At 57.6% G+C, this 17,736-nt stretch carries 14 protein-coding genes and 3 pseudogenes; 9 read left to right on the top strand and 8 right to left on the bottom strand.

Going from position 1 to position 17,736, the window contains the following annotated elements:
- Window positions 1–165: 165 nt before the first annotated feature.
- Window positions 166–333 (top strand): annotated as a pseudogene (locus QMG56_RS20770) (transposase); the annotation flags it as partial.
- Between the two features lie 454 nt (window positions 334–787).
- On the opposite strand, the gene QMG56_RS20765 reads toward QMG56_RS20770, so the two are convergent.
- Window positions 788–1,027 (bottom strand): hypothetical protein, encoded by a 240-nt coding sequence (locus QMG56_RS20765; RefSeq protein WP_281824595.1) that lies wholly within the window; start codon window positions 1,025–1,027, stop codon window positions 788–790.
- A gap of 381 nt (window positions 1,028–1,408) precedes the next feature.
- On the opposite strand from QMG56_RS20765, the gene QMG56_RS23380 reads away from it, so the two are divergent.
- From QMG56_RS23380 to QMG56_RS20730, 7 genes are all read left to right on the top strand, one after another.
- The gene (locus QMG56_RS23380) at window positions 1,409–1,669 is read left to right on the top strand and encodes a hypothetical protein (protein ID WP_309298594.1); all 261 of its coding nucleotides are present in this window, start codon (window positions 1,409–1,411) and stop codon (window positions 1,667–1,669) included.
- A 184-nt stretch (window positions 1,670–1,853) separates the two neighbouring features.
- Window positions 1,854–4,418, top strand: coding sequence for a TonB-dependent receptor (locus QMG56_RS20755; RefSeq protein WP_281824586.1), 2,565 nt, complete (start codon window positions 1,854–1,856; stop codon window positions 4,416–4,418).
- A gap of 50 nt (window positions 4,419–4,468) precedes the next feature.
- A complete protein-coding gene (locus QMG56_RS20750; protein WP_281824584.1) occupies window positions 4,469–5,692 on the top strand; it encodes a Rieske 2Fe-2S domain-containing protein in 1,224 nt (407 codons plus the stop codon).
- A gap of 85 nt (window positions 5,693–5,777) precedes the next feature.
- Window positions 5,778–6,989 (top strand): MFS transporter, encoded by a 1,212-nt coding sequence (locus QMG56_RS20745; RefSeq protein WP_281824592.1) that lies wholly within the window; start codon window positions 5,778–5,780, stop codon window positions 6,987–6,989.
- Between the two features lie 295 nt (window positions 6,990–7,284).
- The gene (locus QMG56_RS20740; protein ID WP_281824583.1) at window positions 7,285–9,699 is read left to right on the top strand and encodes a TonB-dependent receptor; all 2,415 of its coding nucleotides are present in this window, start codon (window positions 7,285–7,287) and stop codon (window positions 9,697–9,699) included.
- A gap of 72 nt (window positions 9,700–9,771) precedes the next feature.
- On the top strand, window positions 9,772–10,551 hold the full coding sequence (locus tag QMG56_RS20735; protein WP_281824581.1) for an SDR family NAD(P)-dependent oxidoreductase: 780 nt from the start codon (window positions 9,772–9,774) through the stop codon (window positions 10,549–10,551).
- 68 nt (window positions 10,552–10,619) lie between these two features.
- The gene (locus tag QMG56_RS20730) at window positions 10,620–11,411 is read left to right on the top strand and encodes an SDR family oxidoreductase (protein WP_281824579.1); all 792 of its coding nucleotides are present in this window, start codon (window positions 10,620–10,622) and stop codon (window positions 11,409–11,411) included.
- 88 nt (window positions 11,412–11,499) lie between these two features.
- Here QMG56_RS20730 and QMG56_RS20725 read toward each other — a convergent pair whose 3' ends face one another.
- The 4 genes and pseudogenes from QMG56_RS20725 to QMG56_RS23565 form a co-directional block, all read right to left on the bottom strand.
- Complete coding sequence (locus QMG56_RS20725) at window positions 11,500–12,381, bottom strand: alpha/beta fold hydrolase (protein WP_281824578.1); 882 nt, start codon at window positions 12,379–12,381, stop codon at window positions 11,500–11,502.
- A gap of 238 nt (window positions 12,382–12,619) precedes the next feature.
- Window positions 12,620–13,441, bottom strand: coding sequence for an alpha/beta fold hydrolase (locus QMG56_RS20720; protein WP_281824576.1), 822 nt, complete (start codon window positions 13,439–13,441; stop codon window positions 12,620–12,622).
- A 149-nt stretch (window positions 13,442–13,590) separates the two neighbouring features.
- Window positions 13,591–14,676 (bottom strand): LLM class flavin-dependent oxidoreductase, encoded by a 1,086-nt coding sequence (locus QMG56_RS20715; RefSeq protein ID WP_281824574.1) that lies wholly within the window; start codon window positions 14,674–14,676, stop codon window positions 13,591–13,593.
- Window positions 14,630–15,004: pseudogene (locus QMG56_RS23565) on the bottom strand (hypothetical protein); the annotation flags it as partial. The gene QMG56_RS20715 and the pseudogene QMG56_RS23565, both read right to left, overlap by 47 nt.
- Before the next feature lie 57 nt (window positions 15,005–15,061).
- Between QMG56_RS23565 and QMG56_RS20705 the strand changes: the two are divergent.
- Window positions 15,062–15,178, top strand: a pseudogene (locus QMG56_RS20705) (IS3 family transposase); the annotation flags it as partial.
- A gap of 40 nt (window positions 15,179–15,218) precedes the next feature.
- On the opposite strand, the gene QMG56_RS20700 reads toward QMG56_RS20705, so the two are convergent.
- From QMG56_RS20700 to QMG56_RS20690, 3 genes are all read right to left on the bottom strand, one after another.
- On the bottom strand, window positions 15,219–16,028 hold the full coding sequence (locus QMG56_RS20700) for an IclR family transcriptional regulator (protein WP_281824572.1): 810 nt from the start codon (window positions 16,026–16,028) through the stop codon (window positions 15,219–15,221).
- On the bottom strand, window positions 16,021–16,905 hold the full coding sequence (locus QMG56_RS20695; RefSeq protein WP_375713742.1) for an IclR family transcriptional regulator: 885 nt from the start codon (window positions 16,903–16,905) through the stop codon (window positions 16,021–16,023). The genes QMG56_RS20700 and QMG56_RS20695 overlap by 8 nt, the downstream gene beginning before the upstream one ends.
- Window positions 16,906–16,978: 73 nt before the next feature.
- A complete protein-coding gene (locus QMG56_RS20690; RefSeq protein WP_281824568.1) occupies window positions 16,979–17,725 on the bottom strand; it encodes an SDR family NAD(P)-dependent oxidoreductase in 747 nt (248 codons plus the stop codon).
- Window positions 17,726–17,736 lie beyond the last annotated feature (11 nt).

Raw genomic sequence — 17,736 nt, 5'->3', positions numbered from 1 at the left:
CGCTGAGCGAACCCATGAGACAACGTGGCGCCGCATCGGCTCATCGCTCGACGCATTCAGCCCCGCAGAATGCCGCAACCATCTCCGCAATTCCCGATATGGATCATACCAATGGCATCCGCCCCTAGTCCATCGGCTTCCAGTTTCTTGATCCTCGAAGGAAACCGAAAGGTGCCGATCCCGCACGACACCGTGCTCTACCGTCAGCGCCACAAAATTGAAAACATGTTCGGCAGCCTCAAGGACTGGCGGCGTATCCACACCCGCTAAAACAGATGCGCCCATACCTTCATGTCCGCCATCTGCATCGCCGCCACCGTTATCTTCTGGCTCAATCAATCAGTCCCGATCTTAGTATCTGAACATGCTTATCTCGTGAGACCTATGAGGCTTCTCAGGTCCGTCCGCTCACGGCGAAGTCGGTTCGGCAGGGATTGAAGCCGCCTATCTCGCAAGCAGCTCAGCACCTTGACATGCAAATTTCGGCGTTATGAGGGGTGGCGGCGGAATTCTGACAGATCGACAACACCTCAGCGAGCTCTTGACCGTTGCACACTCCAGCGGAGCAAGGCGTCAACTAGACTGTTTTTGCGTACTAAAATCAACCTCACCATTTACTTAACTTAATGTGCGATCTATAGCTAAATGCTGCCAAAAAGCAGAATGCGCGGGCCGTCCGTGCTGACTGGGGCTGTCTCATAAATGGACCAGACCCGCTCTGGCCTCGCCGTGCGCGATACGGGAAGGGCACTATATCGCTTTTATTACAACAAATAGTCGGCTCGCTTCATTGGACGTTGATTGCGCCTCTCTGCACCGGCTGATCGCGTGCGAAGGCTTGGCACGCGCGAGACTTGCGGCGCGTTCCGCGATTGAGCGCAAACAGGTCGAAATCGTCGGAGCGATGCAGACAAGGGCCTCCGGGTCCGATCTGGTTCACGCGCTGCCATTCGTCACGACCTTGCCCCACCGGGCCGTAGACGCGCCGTGGATCGAGCGCACAGCTTTTGACGGTACGATTTGCCAATGGCAGCAAAGGGCCGCAAACCCTGAAACCAAACTGCCAGCCGGCCCGCGTGCCAGGGTGCTTTATATCCATCTGATTAGCGAAGCGCTTCGCGGCGAGGACCGGATTCGCTCGGATCTGGTAAGCATGTACAAATGGTCGCATTCGCTAACGAAATGTTCGTCGGGAGGTCGGACCTATGCCGATCTCCGGCAATTGCTGGCACACGTCGCCGCAGTGGATTTACGGCTGATCACTCCGCCCGGATGCTCGCGGGGAGGCGTCGAACATGTCCTGGAATGGCCATTAGAGGTCAGACCTGGCGATCCAGTGTGGGATCGTGTTCGCGGTGAATTCCGCAATCGATTCGGCGCGTTAACGATTCCGTTAAGGCGTTCAGCGGTGCTGGCGCTTAGCCGAAATGGACTTGCTCTCGACTTCTACGTCTGGCTGGCAAGCACTCTACCAGCAATCCACGCCCCCGCGCTAGTCCCGTGGGAACATACTTGGGCCTGGTTTGGCTCGTCCTACCGTCGGCTGGGCCACTGGAAATCGTCGGCGCGTTTACCCTTGGCAATGGCGCTTGCGGCCTATCCGCAGGCTAGATTGACACTGGGCGATGACGGTATCCTGCTGCACCCCTCGGCCGCTACAATCACTTAGAGACATCTGCGGCCGGACGGAGCCGTCGCAAGACTCCAGTATTCCCGTAGTGCTTCCTTTCCGGCAGACCGATTTCCCTAGGCACGCGGGGAAGACACCCAGCGGCCCGGGGAGTGGGACCGATACAAAATGTGTCGGCTGATGGTTTGCGACATGTGAGCAAGCCATTGGATTCCTAACTCATTTGGCCAAGTTCGCCATTCCGCCGAGAAGCGGAACGACGAGACAGCGGCTCGATCTTGGGGATGGAGGGGATATTGATGAAACAATCTTACCGATCAGGCACCGTGTCCGCCGTTGGACGCATCGCTCATCGCACAAGGCGTTCCAGCTTATGGACAACCAGCGCAGTTCTGAGTCTTGCTGTCGCCTTTTCTGCGACCGCTCAAACCGTTCCCGAGGGCAGCGCCACCGCGATGCGGCAACTCTGGGCTCGATCGGTGACATCGTGGTGACTGCACGGCGGGTCGAGGAGAAACTCCAGGACGTGCCGGTTTCCATATCCGCGGTGAGCGGTAATACACTGGTCGCGCGCGGAGTGGCAAACCTTGCGGAGATTGGCAGCGCGGTTCCCGGCGTGTTTACTGCTCCGGGTTCATCTCGCGGTGCCAGCGCCCCGATTTTCGCCATTCGCGGCCAGATCAACCGTGAACCGAGCGCCACCACTGATCCTTCGGTCGGTATTTACTTCGCAGAACTTCCCTGGGCGCGGGCGATGGGCGTGAACGCTGGACTCGTAGATATCAGTTCGGTTCAGGTGCTTAAAGGACCACAAGGGACGCTGTTTGGTCGAAATGCGACCGCTGGCGCAATCCTCATTACACCCACCGCGCCGACCGACGATTTCGAAGGTTACCTGAAATTTGGTGGCGGAAATTACGCTCAGGTGCGTGGTGAGGTTGTGCTCAATGTGCCGCTCAGCGAGCAAGTTGCATTACGTGTGGTCGGTTCCCATGAGGAACGAGCCGGCTATCTCCACGATGCATTCAGCGGAGCTGAGGCCAATGATCTCAACAATGACAACCTTCGGGCCCAGTTGCGCATAAGGTCGGGCGGCTTAACCTCCACCTTCATCGGGACCTATTTCAATGCCACAGGCAATGGAGAAGGAGCACGACTGGCGAAGATCGCGCCCGCGCCATCATCACCGCAGGTCGCCGGGGTTTATGCGCAACTGCCCGCCGCGCTGGCCGCGACAAATGCGCTTGGCCGATACGAATTCTTGACTTCGTTCAATCAGCAGACGGCCAATATACTTATCGGAGGCGTGCCGTCGGTGTTCCTGACACAGCAGGACCAGAACCAGTCGGCTTATGGGATCCAGAACAATACGGAGATTGAACTGGGATCGAGCGGTTTAGGTAACCTCGCCTTGAAAAATATTATCGGCTACCGCGTGGTCGATGGATCGCAAACTTTTGAAACCATTCCAGCGCCTTTCCTGGGAGTCCAGGCAGCGACCGAGCAGAACATTCGCCAGTTTTCAGAGGAATTGCAGCTTCAGGGGAAAGGTGATGGGTTCAACTTTGTTACTGGCCTGTTCTATTTCCGTGAGAAAGGCAACGAACTAACCACCCAGTATGCTGTGGCTCCGACTTTCTCAATTTCCGATATTGATATCAAAAACACTTCCTATTCTGCCTTCGCCCATGTCGGCATCGATCTGGCCGAAAACCTGACCTTCACTGCGGGCGCGCGGATTACGCACGACAAACGAGCTGTGACCTATCACAGCCGTCGTCAGACAACGCCGGGGGTCAGCGCCAATCCGATGTACGCCTGCCCACTCCAGCCTGCGGCTGGAGTGGGCAATGGCAGCGCGTGCAATCTTCCTGTGTCGATCGCGTTCACCGAACCAACCTGGGATGTGGGTATCAGTTACCATCCCGCCCCGTCTTCGCTCATCTACGCCTCGGTTGCCCGCGGCTATCGGTCAGGTGGTTTCAGCGGGAGTGCGACAAATGTACTGCAGCTTCAGGCGTTTCAGCCCGAAAGCAATATCACTTATGAAGTGGGCACGAAAAACGATTTCAAATTGGGGCAGACCCCGTTGCGGTTCAATCTCGCCGGTTATTATACCGACTATCGAGACGTTCAGCGGACGGTCAACGCGATTACGCTTGCCGGCAATACCAACACGACAATCAACGCGGCTAAGGCGCACATTTGGGGCGTCGAAGCCGAAGTGGTCTGGAAGCCGGTGGACATCCTGACGCTGACTGCGGGTTATGCTTACACCGATCCCAAATACGATAAGTTCAGTGATCTCTATCGCGAGCCTACCAACGGCGTGAACTACGTGGTCGATGTCTCCGATTCCCAGTTCATCCTGATATCCAAGAACACAATTAACCTCTCTGCCAACCTCCAGATTCCTATTGAGGAACGGTTTGGTTCTCTCTCCCTCACGTCAAGCTACAATTATCGTTCGGGATTTTACACCACGAACGACATCAATACTGCCCGATGCCAGGTTCCGGGCGATCCAAATCCTGCCGCAGTCTATGTCAGTTGCTACAACCACGCCGGACGACTTCCTGGTTACGGCTTGATCGATTTTCGGTTGGACTGGAAGAATTTCCTTGGTGGGTCCGCAGATGTTGCCTTTGTCGCCAAGAATGTTGCGAATAAATACTATTTTCACAACGCGCTCAACGCACTCAACAATGTTGGCAGTTTCGCGGTCCAGGTTGGGCCGCCGCGCATGATGAGCGTCGAGGTGCGGGTGCCATTCGGAGCAATGCGCTAAAATCCCGATTCCGCCAACTGGTGACGGATCGCTCAAGACAGGAGGCTAATGTGCTGACCGAAAGTGAAAACAAGATGCTGACCGAGGTCGGACCTGCCACGCCGATGGGGGCGTTCATGCGCGAGTACTGGGTCCCGATTATGCGGTCGGGCCGGGTAGTAGCCGGAGCACCACCACTGCGCTGGACGATCCTTGGGGAACCCTTGGTGGTGTTCCGGTCACCGGGCGGTGCGGTTGGTGTGATGGACGAGGCGTGTCCGCACCGCGGTGCTTCGATGGCATTAGCGCGCAACGAGGAATGCGGGCTGCGCTGCATCTATCATGGCTGGCAAGTCAATGCCGCCGGCATGCTTGTGGATGCCCCAACCTATCCCGCTTCGGTCGAGGTTGGCCATATCAAGACCAGATCCCATCCTGTGCGGGAAAGCCAGGGAATGATCTGGACCTGGTTGGGAAAGGGTGAACCGCCGCAGTTTCCCAGCCTCGCTTTCACCGGGCTACCCGACGATCACGTCCTGGCGACCACGGCGGTGCTCAACTGCAACTGGCTTCATCCGCTTGAAACATTGTGGGACGTGTTCCATTCCCAAATCCTGCACAACAAGACCAACCGTTCGTCGGCGCGGGCAAAGGACTATTTTTCCGCCTCCGGTCGTAAGTCAGGCGACTTGGAATTTGACTATCCCACGATGCGGGCCTCCCGCACGTCCTATGGCTTCACATACACCAATAGCGATGCTGCGAAGGAAACCAATTTCCACTTCGTCGCCCCGTTCATCCAGTTCCACACGTCGACCCCAGGCGTAAAGGATGATCGCGTGCTGCAGATCAGCGTGCCGATCGACGACGATCACACCCTGTTGTGGCTGATTTTCTATAATCGTTTCGCTCCACTGCGGACCGGAGGCATTGGTGAGACGATGCGCTCGCTGCCCGATCTTGACGATTTCCTGCACGGCATGGGTGAGCGTGGACCTGACAATCTATGGGGACAGGATCGCGCTGCGATGGAACGCGGTGAAAGCTTCGCCGGGATTGTCGGCATGGACCGGATGACGATCCTGGCGGAGGATGTCTGCGTGATCGAGAGTCAGGGCCGGCTCGACCGAACCCGCGAGATGCTGACTCCGATCGATCGCGCCGTGGTCGAGGGGCGGGCCACCTTGCTCGACGCGGTTCGGGCGCATCAGCGCGGCGAGCCGCCGATTGGGCGCGACGAAGATCTATCTGAGGTCGAGGCACTTTTTGTGTCCCGTCTCCAGGAAGCAGGCTGACCCGATCGTGACCACAATAGAGCCAGAACGCACAGCGTCGGAGCACCGCGTATGCAGAATGCGATCATGGGCGGTCATTTTGACGATGCTCCTCAGCGTCAGCATCACCATCGGTGGGATCGCCGGCTTCGGCATTTTCCTGAAACCGTTGCTCGAATATTTCGGTGGCGGACGCGCGCAGATCACCGCAATCGCTACCGTTGGGCTGTTCGCTTCGGCCGGCGCGGCGCTTTTTACGGGATGGCTGCTCGATCGGATTGATCTCAAGTTGGTGGTGCTGGCGGGTCTGCTCCAAACCGGATTAGGCTATCTTATTGCTGCCCAGGCCGATCACTATTGGATGGTCCTGGTTGCTTATGTGTTTTTGGGATCGGGTGCCTCGTTTGCGGGGCTGATCCCGCTGACGATCATCGCCAACAATTGGTTCGTGGAAAAAAAGCGCGCTTTCGCTTTCTCGGTGGGCGTAGTCGGCGTCGCGGCGGGGCCTCTGGGGGTCAACTATCTGGTCACCTATTGTCTCGAATATCTGAACTGGCGATGGGGTTATGGGATACTCGCCGCTATTAGCTTCTTGGTTGTGGTTCCGCTTGTGGTTCTGTTCGTGCAAGCAGCCCCGCTCGATAAAATCCTATCGCCGAACCAATCAGGCGGTCGCCCGGATCTTGCCACCACCTTACCGGGCCTCAGCCTCCGTGAGGCGCTCAAGGGACGTGCGTTCTGGCTGCTTGCGCTGATTTTCGCTGCCTATGGCGTCATCTCGACAGCGGTATCGTTTCACTTGATTGCGCTGCTGACCGATCGCGGCTTTTCGCTGGAAGGTGCAGCCACAAGTTTTTCGGCGATGCTGATCTGCGCCATATTGGGTAAACCGCTGTTCGGGGCGCTCGCCGACCGGTTTGGTGCCCGTTTGATGCTGGCCGCTGGGCTGACCCTGCTGGCTCTTGGGCTTTTAGGCCTCTCAATGGGCCTCCCGTTCTTTGCCACGGTGGTTTCGACCTCGCTGTTCGGCTTTGGTGCGGCGTCGGTCCCAGTGTTAGTGCCAATGCTGCAGGTCGAAGCGTTTGGCGGCCGTCGGCTGGGCTCGTTGACCAGCTATATCCATACAACACAACTGGTCGCCGGCGCGATCGGGGGCCCGTTGGCTGGCGCTGTCTTCGATGCCTATGGCAGTTATTTGCCCATTTATTTGCCGCTGATCGGCTGCGCTGCGCTGTGCGTTTCCGCGCCAATCGGGTTGACCCGTTTCACTGAGCTTGCGGACAAGCATCAGGATGCTGATCCCATCCCGGCGATATGACGGCCGGCAGCCGACTAAGCGTAAGGGGAGGCATTCGAAAAGTGGCTTGACCCGCTCTGGCTGTCTGTATATTGGAATACCGTTCAAAATATAATCAGGCAACCGAATGCAAGCCATGCTCCAGGCTGGCATGCCTGAAGTATTCGTTGAGGGAGGCCAGAATCAAACTCGGCATGTTCATAATGCCAGTCCATTCTCTGGATCGCAGCTATCGCGAGATGAATGATGCAGCAAAGAAGCATCAGTGAAGATGCGCTGAAACAGATTGAAAATTATAATCTTAGGGGAGAGAACCATGTCAACGAAGCAATTTCGTATTCGAATTCTTAATGATCGCTCGGCGAAAAAATGCCTGTTGCGAGCATCGACCGCCGCCCTGCTGCTACCGATGATGCCGACATCAACATATGCTCAGGTCGGATCGGCGGGCGAACTGACAAAGGCATCCCCCGCCAGCCAGAGTAGCAGCCAACTTGGAGACATTGTCGTCACCGCGCGGAAGCAATCGGAGCGGTTGCAAACCAGCCCGGTCGCCATCACTGCCGTTACTGCGGAAGCGATCGCCAGGAATCAGATCGCATCGGTGTCCGACCTGCAGAAAATCGCGCCCAGCATTTCGATGGCGACGGGTGGTTCGGGCGGGTCGGGCCTGGTCTATGTGTCCATTCGCGGGCAGGTCGCCAGCGAAGCCAATTCTGCGTCGGATCCGGCGGTCGCCACCTATGTCGACGGGGTCTATTACGCCCGCCCGACATCGGGCAATCTCGGCTTTCTCGATGCAGCGCAGATCGAAGTTCTGCGCGGGCCGCAGGGTACCCTGTTCGGCCGGAATACCACCGGCGGCGCGGTGACGATCGCCACCACGCAGCCGACCGGCGAATTCGGCGGCTATATTCTGGGTGAAATCGGGAATTTCGCATCGAGAAAGATCGAAGGCGCGGTCACGGTTCCGCTGCAGGGCGATCAGCTGGCGATGCGCATCGCGGCCCATTACGGAACCCACGACGGCTATTTCGACAATCCCGTGACCGGCAGGGCGATGCAGGATCTGGACGGCGCGTGGGCCGCCCGCATGACGGTGAAATGGGCACCGGACACGATCCCGCTTACGCTGACCATTTCGGCGGACACTTCGGGATATGACGATCATGGCCAGGCGGTGGCGGTGGCGGGCATCAACACGGCGCTGCAGCCGCTGGGGCCAACGGGGCCGACTGTGAGCGATATCTTCCTGATGAACGGTTTCGACCCGGCAGATTACATCTACCGCAAGGGCGTGAATTTCGACCAGACCTACGCCATGCCCGGCACGGGCATTGCAGAGATCGATGTGCCGAGGGATCGGGGGCGGCAATCGGGCGTGGCTGCGACGCTCGATCTCGATTTCGGCTCCTGGGGCGTGAAATCGATCAGCGCATGGCGTAAAAACAACGCCTACAACAGTTTCGATTTCGACGGAACGCCGCTCCGGCTGCTTGCGACGGCAAACCAGTTCAAGCAGGATCAGTACAGCCAGGAACTTCAGATCAGCAAAAGCTTCGACAGGCTGAATCTGATCGGCGGGCTTTATTACTTCGAAGAAAGCGGGATCGACCAATCGATCTTCGAAGTGTTCGGCGCCGTCGGCAACCCTCCATCAAGGGACAACTCGGCTTTCAAGTCGATCTCCAAGGGGGCCTTCATCCAGGCCAATTATGCCTTCACGGACCGGTTGAACGCCACGGCGGGCTATCGCCACACTTGGGACAAGCGCAGTCTGGTTCGCCGCAATCGAACGGTGCTGGCCGATCCCACCAGCTGCACCGATACCATCCCGCTGACACCGGACGGCTGCGCCCAGCCGCTGAGCGAAAATTTCAGCTATCCGGCGTGGACGATCAGCCTGGATTACAGGGCGGCGCCCAACGCATTCCTCTATATCAAATCTAGCAGAGCTTCGCGGGCAGGTGGGCTGAATACACGTGCGGCGCCTTTCGATCGGCGCTCGTTCCAGCCGGAAGAAGTTACCGACATCGAGGTTGGCGCCAAGGTCGATCTGTTCGACAGGCGTCTACGCGCCAATGTCGCTGCCTTCGCATCCAAAACCAAGGGTGCCCAACGCGTGATTGTTGCCCCGATCAATAATAATCCGAGTCAATATCTACAAAATGCCGGCAACGTGAATTCGAAGGGTGTCGAACTCGAACTCACGGCGGCGCCGTGGGAAGGCATGAAGCTGACCGGCGGCGGTGCCTATCTGGATACGTCGTATGAAGCGGGAAGTTTCGTGGAAAACCGGGGCACCGGCGCGGCGCCTCTGCTGGTCGATCGCAGCGGGGAGCCGGTACCGCAGGCGCCCAAATGGGCCCTCAGCCTGGGCGCGACGCAGGATTGGCAACTCGACTTCGGCGTCGCCTCGTTCCACCTCGACTATTCGTGGACCGACAAGAAGGTGATCTTCGCATCGACGGCCACGCCCGGATCGCCGCCTGCGGTGGCGGCGGATGTGGCGACCGCCAACCGGCTGGCCACGATCGACAGCTACGGCCTGTTGAACGGACGCATCGCGCTGACCCTCAACAACGGTCTCGAGGCCTATCTCTGGGCACGCAACCTGACGGACAAGGAATATTTCACCTACGCCTTCGATGTTTACAATGCGATTGGCATCACCAGCGAAAATCAAGGCAATCCGCGCACCTTCGGGGCCGGCGTGAGGTATAGTTTCTAAGCATTTTCGGACCGTGCGGCGGGTGCAAGGCCGGCCGCACGGTGCCGAACCATCTGAACAAGGAGATCGGGAGTGAGCGGAAGATTCAGCGGCAAGACCGCATTGGTGACGGCGGCGGCGTCGGGCATTGGCGAGGCGACTGCCGAAGCGTTCGCCAAAGAAGGCGCGCGGTTGATGCTGTCCGATATCGATGTGGCCGGCGGCGAGCGGGTGACGGAGCGTTTGCGGGCCGCGGGGACGGAAGCGCATTTCATGCGGGCCGACGGCGCGCAGGAGCAGGATGTCGAGCAGCTGGTGCGACGAACGACCGAACTGTTCGGCGCACTCGATGTCGCGGCGAATGTCGTTGGCGGTGCGGTGATGGACTCGTCAGGGGGGGAACTGCACACCAAGAGCGTTGAAAGCTGGGACGGGACGCTGGCACTGTCGCTTCGCAGCACCTTTCTCGCCCTTAAGCACGAGATCGCCTACATGATCGAACATGGAGGCGGTTCGATCGTGAACGTCGCCTCGCTCGTCGGCATGCTTTATGTTCCCGAAGGCGGCCCGGCCTATAGCGCGGCGAAGGCCGGCGTGATCCATCTCACGCGCTTTGCGGCGCTCGCCTATGCGGAGCGGGGGGTGCGCGTGAACTGCATCGCCCCGGGCGTGACGATCACCAAAGGGCTGGAAAACGCGGTGGGCGCAGAGGCGGCCAAGGCGATGGCCGACCGGATGATCGAGGGGCACGCAATCAAGCGCACGATCAAGGCGAGCGAGCAGGCCGAGGCGATCCTGTGGCTGGCATCCGATGCGACGCAGATGGTGACGGGCCAGTCGATCGCCGTCGATGGCGGCTGGTCGGCGCGCTAGGCCCGGTCGTTCGGCGCCCGGCATGCCGCTGTCGCGGCGGAAGGTTGTACCTTCGACAAGATTTTATTTTGAGCAAAGAGGATGCGGATATGGCTGGTGGTTCGGATGATTTTGCAGGCAAGGTGGTGCTGGTTACAGGCGGTGCGAGCGGCATCGGCCTGGCAGCGACGAAGATCTTCGCGGGCCGCGGCGCCGCAGTCGGGATCGCCGATATCGATGCGGCGGGCGGACAAGCGGCCGCGGCGGCGATCAACGATGCGGGCGGGCGCGCTCTGTTCGTCGAAACCGATGTGACCGACGAACCGGCGGTCAAGCATCTGGTGGACACGGTGGTCTCCGAACTGGGCGGCCTGCACTGTGCGTTCAACAACGCGGCCTATGGCGGCAGGATGGTGCCTTTCGAACAATCGACGCTGGCCGAATGGAACCGGGTCATCACGATCTCGCTGACATCGGTGTACCTGTGCATGAAACATGAGATTGCGCATATGATGGGCGCTGGCGGCGGCGCGATCGTCAACACCTCATCGGGTGCGGGCATCGTGGGGTGTCCGCGCTTCGAAGCCTATTCGGCCGCCAAGCACGGGGTTCTGGGGCTCACCAAATCGGCCGCTATGGAATTTGCACGCAGCAATATCCGCATAAACGCAATTTGCCCCGGGCATACGGACACGCCGATGCAAGCCCAGCTTACAGACGGCGATCCAGAGCTGAAAGAATGGATCATGAGCACCACCACCACCGGGCGCATGGCTAACCCGGCCGAGGTTGCTGCTGCCGCAGTCTGGCTTTGCTCAAAGGAAGCTTCCTTCGTATCGGGCGATAGCATGATGGTCGATATGGGCATCGTCTGCCGCTAAAGACCACTCACCATTTGTGCTGCGGCGGTCCCGGATAGACCGGCTGCGCGATTTTCGCGCAGCCGCATAGCCTACAAAGCGGCAGTTGCTATCCGCCTTTAAGAAAAGCAACCGACAGTCGGTTGAACGTTTCGGGGTCCTCGAATTGCGGCCAGTGGCCGACACCCTCCATTTCAACATATGAAGCGTCTGGAATGAGTTTCGAGACAATTCGTGCCGTGTCGAGATATTCGTCAGAATCCGCCAGCGACCCGACAACGAGCGCCGGCGCGACAATCGCTCGCCAGCCGTCATCCTGGATCAGGTTCTTCTGGCGGATATCCGGATTTTGCAGCACGAGCACGTTCTGCATAGCTTCGGCTGCCCCTGGCATGCTGTACAGCGCCTGCCTCAAGCCTATCAAATCGTCGATCCGTGCCTCTTCGCGTGCCAGCAGGCGCGAAAAAATTCCCTTGATCCGTTCCCAACTGGGATCGGCCGCGCTACCCCCGCGATCCTTTTTTATTTGGGCGCGGTTTGCGGCGGTGGAGAAATAGCCGGCTGCCGACAGCAATACCAGTTTCTCAACCCTTTCCGGAGCTGCGATGGCTATAGCCGCAGCAACCCAGGACCCTAAAGACACGCCGATGATCGAGGCCTTTTCCAGGTTGAGCGCGCTCATGAAATTGAGCACATGTTCAACATAAGTCGCAATCTCGTAGGGATGTGCCGGTTTGTCGGAATGTCCTGAACCTACAAAGTCGAGTGCGTAACAATCGTAGTGCTCGGCGTGAGCTGCAAGGTTGGCGCAAAAGGATTCCCAATGCCCGCCGGTACCATGCAACATGATGACGGCGGGGGCGCTGCGGCGCCCAGCGTGGGCATAACGGGTACGCACAGCCCCAGCCTTGATGTAGCGTTGCTCAAAATCCAGACCATGCAAATGGGTCCAGATACTTTGATAGGGGGCGTTGTTGGGTGCATCACGCATTGAACATATCCTCTTCGATGTCTTATTCAATTTGGTGACATGGCAAAAGCGGGCACCCAGTGGCTGAATTCGGCGTTCTTCGGCGCATTCCAAGGGCACTAGTAAGTAATAATCTCGCAATCCGGAATGCCCAAGTGCGGGCCATCGCAAAACTTCAATCCATGCATGGGATCGGTTGGCGCGACTGTCGACAGGGGATGGTCTGGTTCGCCGACCGTCCCTTGCGAAGATTGGAAAATCAAGAGGCCAGGAAGTCTCCGATCAAGCGATTGAAACGATCCTTTTTTTCGATCTGAGTCCAATGACCGCACTCGCCAAAGATGTGCAGCTCCGATTGCCTGATGAGATGATTGAGTTTTACGCTATTCGACAAGGGGATGACCTTGTCGTCCCGCCCGTGTACGATCAGTGTGGGATGGGGGATTTTTGCGATATCAGCTTCTGAAGTTGCCAATCCGGAAATTTGCTTCTGTCTGGGTTCAGGGAAAAGCCGGGCGTAGCTTTCCTGGAAGCCTGGCCGCATACTTGCCTGATATCGGGAATTTACCAGATCGTCGGTTACCAAGGCGCTGTTATAGGCAAATATGCCGATAAGACGACGCATATTTTCCATGGAAGGTGTGTATCCCCACACCTGATCGAGTCCCCAGGTGAGGTCGAAATTCGTCCCTACTGCCCCCATCAGTACGAGTTTGTCCACCCGGTCGGGGTGCCGTGCCGCCAATGCAAGACTGAGCGCGCCGCCAAACGAATTTCCCACCAAATGCGTTTTTTCGATCCCCAGCGCATCGAGGAAAGAAACCATGTGGTGGGTCCAGAAATCGAGGCCATATTTGCCGTCGGCAGGACGCTCGGTATAGCCAAAACCGGGGATGTCAGGAGCAATCACCCGGTGATTTTCGGCAAGGGCAGGCATGGTCAATCGCCAATTTGCATAGCCGGTCACACCAGGACCGGAGCCATGAATCATCAGTACCGGCTGACCCTTCCCCTGTTCAAGGAAATTGGTGGCGAGGCCCGCAGCCTGGACAGATTGCCCGATTTCAGGATTTTCGTTCATTTCCGAAGAGTTTCCGTTCCTCTATCGACCATCCGGCTGCCCGGCGGTCATTGTGCCACTACGTTCCTTGCTATTGAAGGCCGGGCATGAGCCCGCCCTAATGACGCATTGCATTTTCAGTGGTTCACCTTAAGCGGATTCGCGTGCGGTTACGCATTGACGGCAGGTAAGACTTTCTCTGCCAACAGTTCATACGAACGGCGCCACAAGGCTTCGTCATCCCATTCATGAAACGCCATCAGCAGCGTACCGAACGGGCCAACTTCGTCGCGGAACGCCGAGATTTTTTCAGCGACCACGTCTGGCGTGCCGACGATCACCATGGAATCGAGGCAGGTCTGCAACGACACATCGTCTTCTTCGGAACTCTCTGTGGGGAGAAGGGCCTGAATGCGCCCGCGACCTGTCCTACGCAACAATGTCACCATGTAATCATAATAGTGGCTGATGGAGTTATTGCGATCCGCCAGAAAGGCGTTCGCCTGTTCCATTGTATCCGTAACAAGGATCGACCTGCACACACGCCAGGTCGAGGGATCCGCTGTGCGACCTTCGGCTTCGATGGCCTTGCTGTGAACATCCCAATGCGAACGGATGACCCATGGCGCATTGAAGTTTGCGGAAATCAGATTCCACCCCTTGGTGCCGGCCAGCGCGGCTGTACCGGAATGTGGGCTCATCGCCGAAATGCAAAAGGCAGGGAAGGGATCCTGCAACGGTTTCGGAATAATGCCGATACCCAGATCTGGGTGGACGGCCTTCTGCAGGTCGTGATTCCAGTATTCGCCTTTCAAATGGAACGGCGCCTGGTTGGATTGCCAGATCTGTTGCACCATTTCGGCGCATTCGATCATCATCGCGTTCCGATCCTTGGGCATTGTATCGAAAATTTCCAGATCGGAACCCAGCCCACCGGGGCCGATGCCCATGATAAAGCGGCCACCCGACATGTTGTCGAACATGGCCACATCGGCAGCGACGCGTACGGGGTTGTGCTGGGGCAGGTTCAAAACACCCGGACACAGCTTCATGTTCTTCGTTACAGGAATGAGGGAAGACATGAATTGCAGTGTGTTCGAAATCGGTTCCACCTTTGCGGTGTAATGCTCGCCGACCCAAAGCTCCTCGAAACCGCATGCATCGGCATGGATCGCAGCCTGCGTATCCATATCATACATCTCTCGATAGCTACGATCGAGAGAATGGAATGGCATCATGAACATGCCGAGTTTCATTCTGGCCTCCCTCAAGGAACACTTCAGGCAAGCCAGCCTGCAGCGAGTCTTCCACCTGTTTGTTGATTGGATTTTGAAGAATATTCCAATATACAGACAACCAGAACGGGTCAAGCCACTTTTCGAGCGCGTTCCCTGGATGGTGCTTACACTCAACGACGCATTTGGGTGCGGCGACGAGGCTGAGGAAGCCAGCAAAGTTTCTGGCGAGTTTGTCGTACCGTGTTGCGATGCGCCGGAAGTGGTTGATCTTGCTGAAGCAGCGTTCGATCAGATTGCGGTCCTTGTAGATTGTGGCATCGAAGCTGCGCCATTTGGCGGTTGTCGTTCGGCGCGGAACGGCAGGTTTTGCTCCTGCCGCCGCGACGGCGACAAGGGTGCGTTGGCCTTCACCAACATACTGCTGCGCGAAGGGATTGCCATCAGCATGGACGGCAGGGTCGCATGGTGCGACAATGTCGTTGTCGAGCGTCTGTGGTGCCCGGTAAAATACGGGGAGGTTATTCGTTGCCAATCCCTGCGCAGAACAATCCGGCCACCTCTCATTCTGTCACGGTAAGCGCAATCGTATCGGGATCTAGATGGTCGAATGGCAATATGTCCTCGACGGACTCCTTCGCGGCGACGCTATCGATCCTAGCTACTGTGTCTTGAAATCTACGCAGTTCACCGGGCTTCATGTTGTCGCCGCTGAATATTGCTCCCTCAATGGTGACCGAGGCGATGCCCTTGCCGCCATAGCAAACCGGGAACGCCAGGGCGACCGGACCTTCTGCATACCCTCGCGCGTCCGTATCATAGCCTTTTTCGGCTATCTCTCGCAAATTACGGATCAATCGCAATCCGCTTGACGAGGTCTCATTTTTGCCCCGCCAACGCAGGAAATGCCGGACGTCGCTCTCGGGCATGTGCGCAAGGATGACGCGCGCGCTGGCGCTTTGATCCAGAAATTGCACCTCGCCCAGTTCAGGAAAACTGATGATTTCATTTGTCCCAGGAATCGTCTGAATCCGGACAGCATACCATCCCAATCTTATGTTCAACGTGACAGTCTCGCCCGTCATGAAGGCCAGTTGCTGCAAGTAGGGAAGGCTAAGGTCTCTGATCTTCTGGCGCATGTAAAAGGCGTGGCGTACACGCTGGGCAATATCGCCGATCATATATGTCGCCGAAGACTGGTAGCGTGCAGCATAGCCCACGCTCAAAAGTGTAGTTAGCCCGCGATGGGTTGTGCTTGGCGGCAACCCAAGTTCTTGACTTACATCCTTTACGCCCAGCGGCCGAGACGCTTCACTCAACATTTTGAGAATGTCGAAAATGTGCTGCGAAGAGGTATTGATTTTGCTAGTCATGGGGGCGGTCACCACGCCAGAATGCAATGTGGGCAGGGAACTGCCGGAGAGCGAGATTCGCACGCTGGATAATAAGCTTCATTTCCGGTAGCAGATTGTTCATCCGTTCCAAGGTAAAGCGTGAGGCTGGACCGCCCACGGTTAGCGATGCGTGAGGCCGTCCCAATGCGTCATGGACCACAAAGGCCGCGAAATTGGACAACTTTAGACCTGGCAAGGTCTCGCCCCGGGAGAAACCGAAACCCTCTTCTCGAATGCGCTTGATTTCGTCCCACAGAATTTCGGGAGTGGCGGCAATTGCCTCGGGAAAGTCGCTGAACGTAACAGCATCGATATAGTCCTGGATTTCAGCGTCGGTGAGTGCCGCCAGCATGGTGCGCCCGGTGATAGTGATATGCAACGGCAGCGGTCGACCGCGCTGCACATGCGTTACACGAGGTCCCTTTGCCTCGATACCGTCGATGTTGAAGCGATTATACCCCGCGAAGATGGACAAAAAGACGCTTTCGGACGTCAGGATGTGTAACTCTTGAAGAAAGCGGTGACAGATCGAACGGATGTCCGGTTCTGGATTCTCGTGTCCACGCAGATTGAGCACGCCATAGCCGATATCATATTTGTTGCCTACCCGGTCGCGAACGACATAGCCCTGCTCGACCAACGTAGTCAGCGCGCGGAAAACCATATTCCGGCTCATACCGAGTTGGGTACACAGTGTTTTGATCTCAGAAGGGCTATTTCGTTCCGCGAGAGCAGAAAGCACCAGCAATACGCGCATGGCGGCTTTGTTGATATTGGCAGGGCTATTCTGCTCGGCTTCCGGGTCTTCGCCTCTCGAATCGACTATTTTCCGCCCCCCCCATGGCCTACGCGGCACCAACTCCGGCACAATCTGCTTTTGCAGCGTGCATAGAAATGCCTAAACCAACCAGGAATATGCGTCAACTTGGCTATTTTGCCGTAAAGCCGGCATCTGCAACGAGCGTATGCCCCGTTACATAACTCGACTGGGACGACAACAGCCATGCGATCACATTGGCGATCTCCTCGGGTGCGGCCAGCCGCCCCAAAGGAATTTCCGGCCCCTTTAGTCGTTCAAGCTCCGCATGTCCGCCAGGAAGCATATTTGAAGTCATCGGTGTAGCGGTAAAACCTGGAGCCACCGCGTTAACCCGAATGCGCTTGGGCGCGCCCTCGATGGCGGCAACCCGGGTCAGGCCGATCACCGCGTGCTTGCTCGACGTATAAGCGGCAGTGTTTACGCTTCCGACCACGCCTAGCATTGAGGAGGCATTGACAATGGCTCCACCATGCTCGCGCATCGCACGCATCTGCGCCTTGAGACAAAGAAACACGCCGGTCACGTTCACATCCATGATAGCTCGCCAGGTCTTCAAACTGAGGTCGGCCAGCGACTCGCCGTTCTGGCGCATGCCTGCGCCGTTGAATGCACAGTCCAGGCCACCAAACCGATCCACGATTTCGTCAACGGCTCTTGAAACTGCATCTTCGTCGGTCACATTTAAGCTTAGAACCAATGCATTCGCGCCGGCGTTTCGCACCAGCTCGGCGGTTTCGCTTGCATCGGCCGCATTCAAATCGACGATTGCGACATTCGAACCTTTTGCAGCGAACTCAAGCGCGACAGCGCGCCCGATGCCCAGTCCGCCTCCCGTGACCATTACCGTTTCAGGCACTGCATCTTCTC

The organism is Sphingobium sp. BS19, assembly GCF_027925545.1.
Taxonomy (GTDB): domain Bacteria; phylum Pseudomonadota; class Alphaproteobacteria; order Sphingomonadales; family Sphingomonadaceae; genus Sphingobium.
The sequence above is the reverse complement of the archived record's forward strand: the minus strand, read 5'-3'. Positions and strand labels throughout refer to the sequence as shown.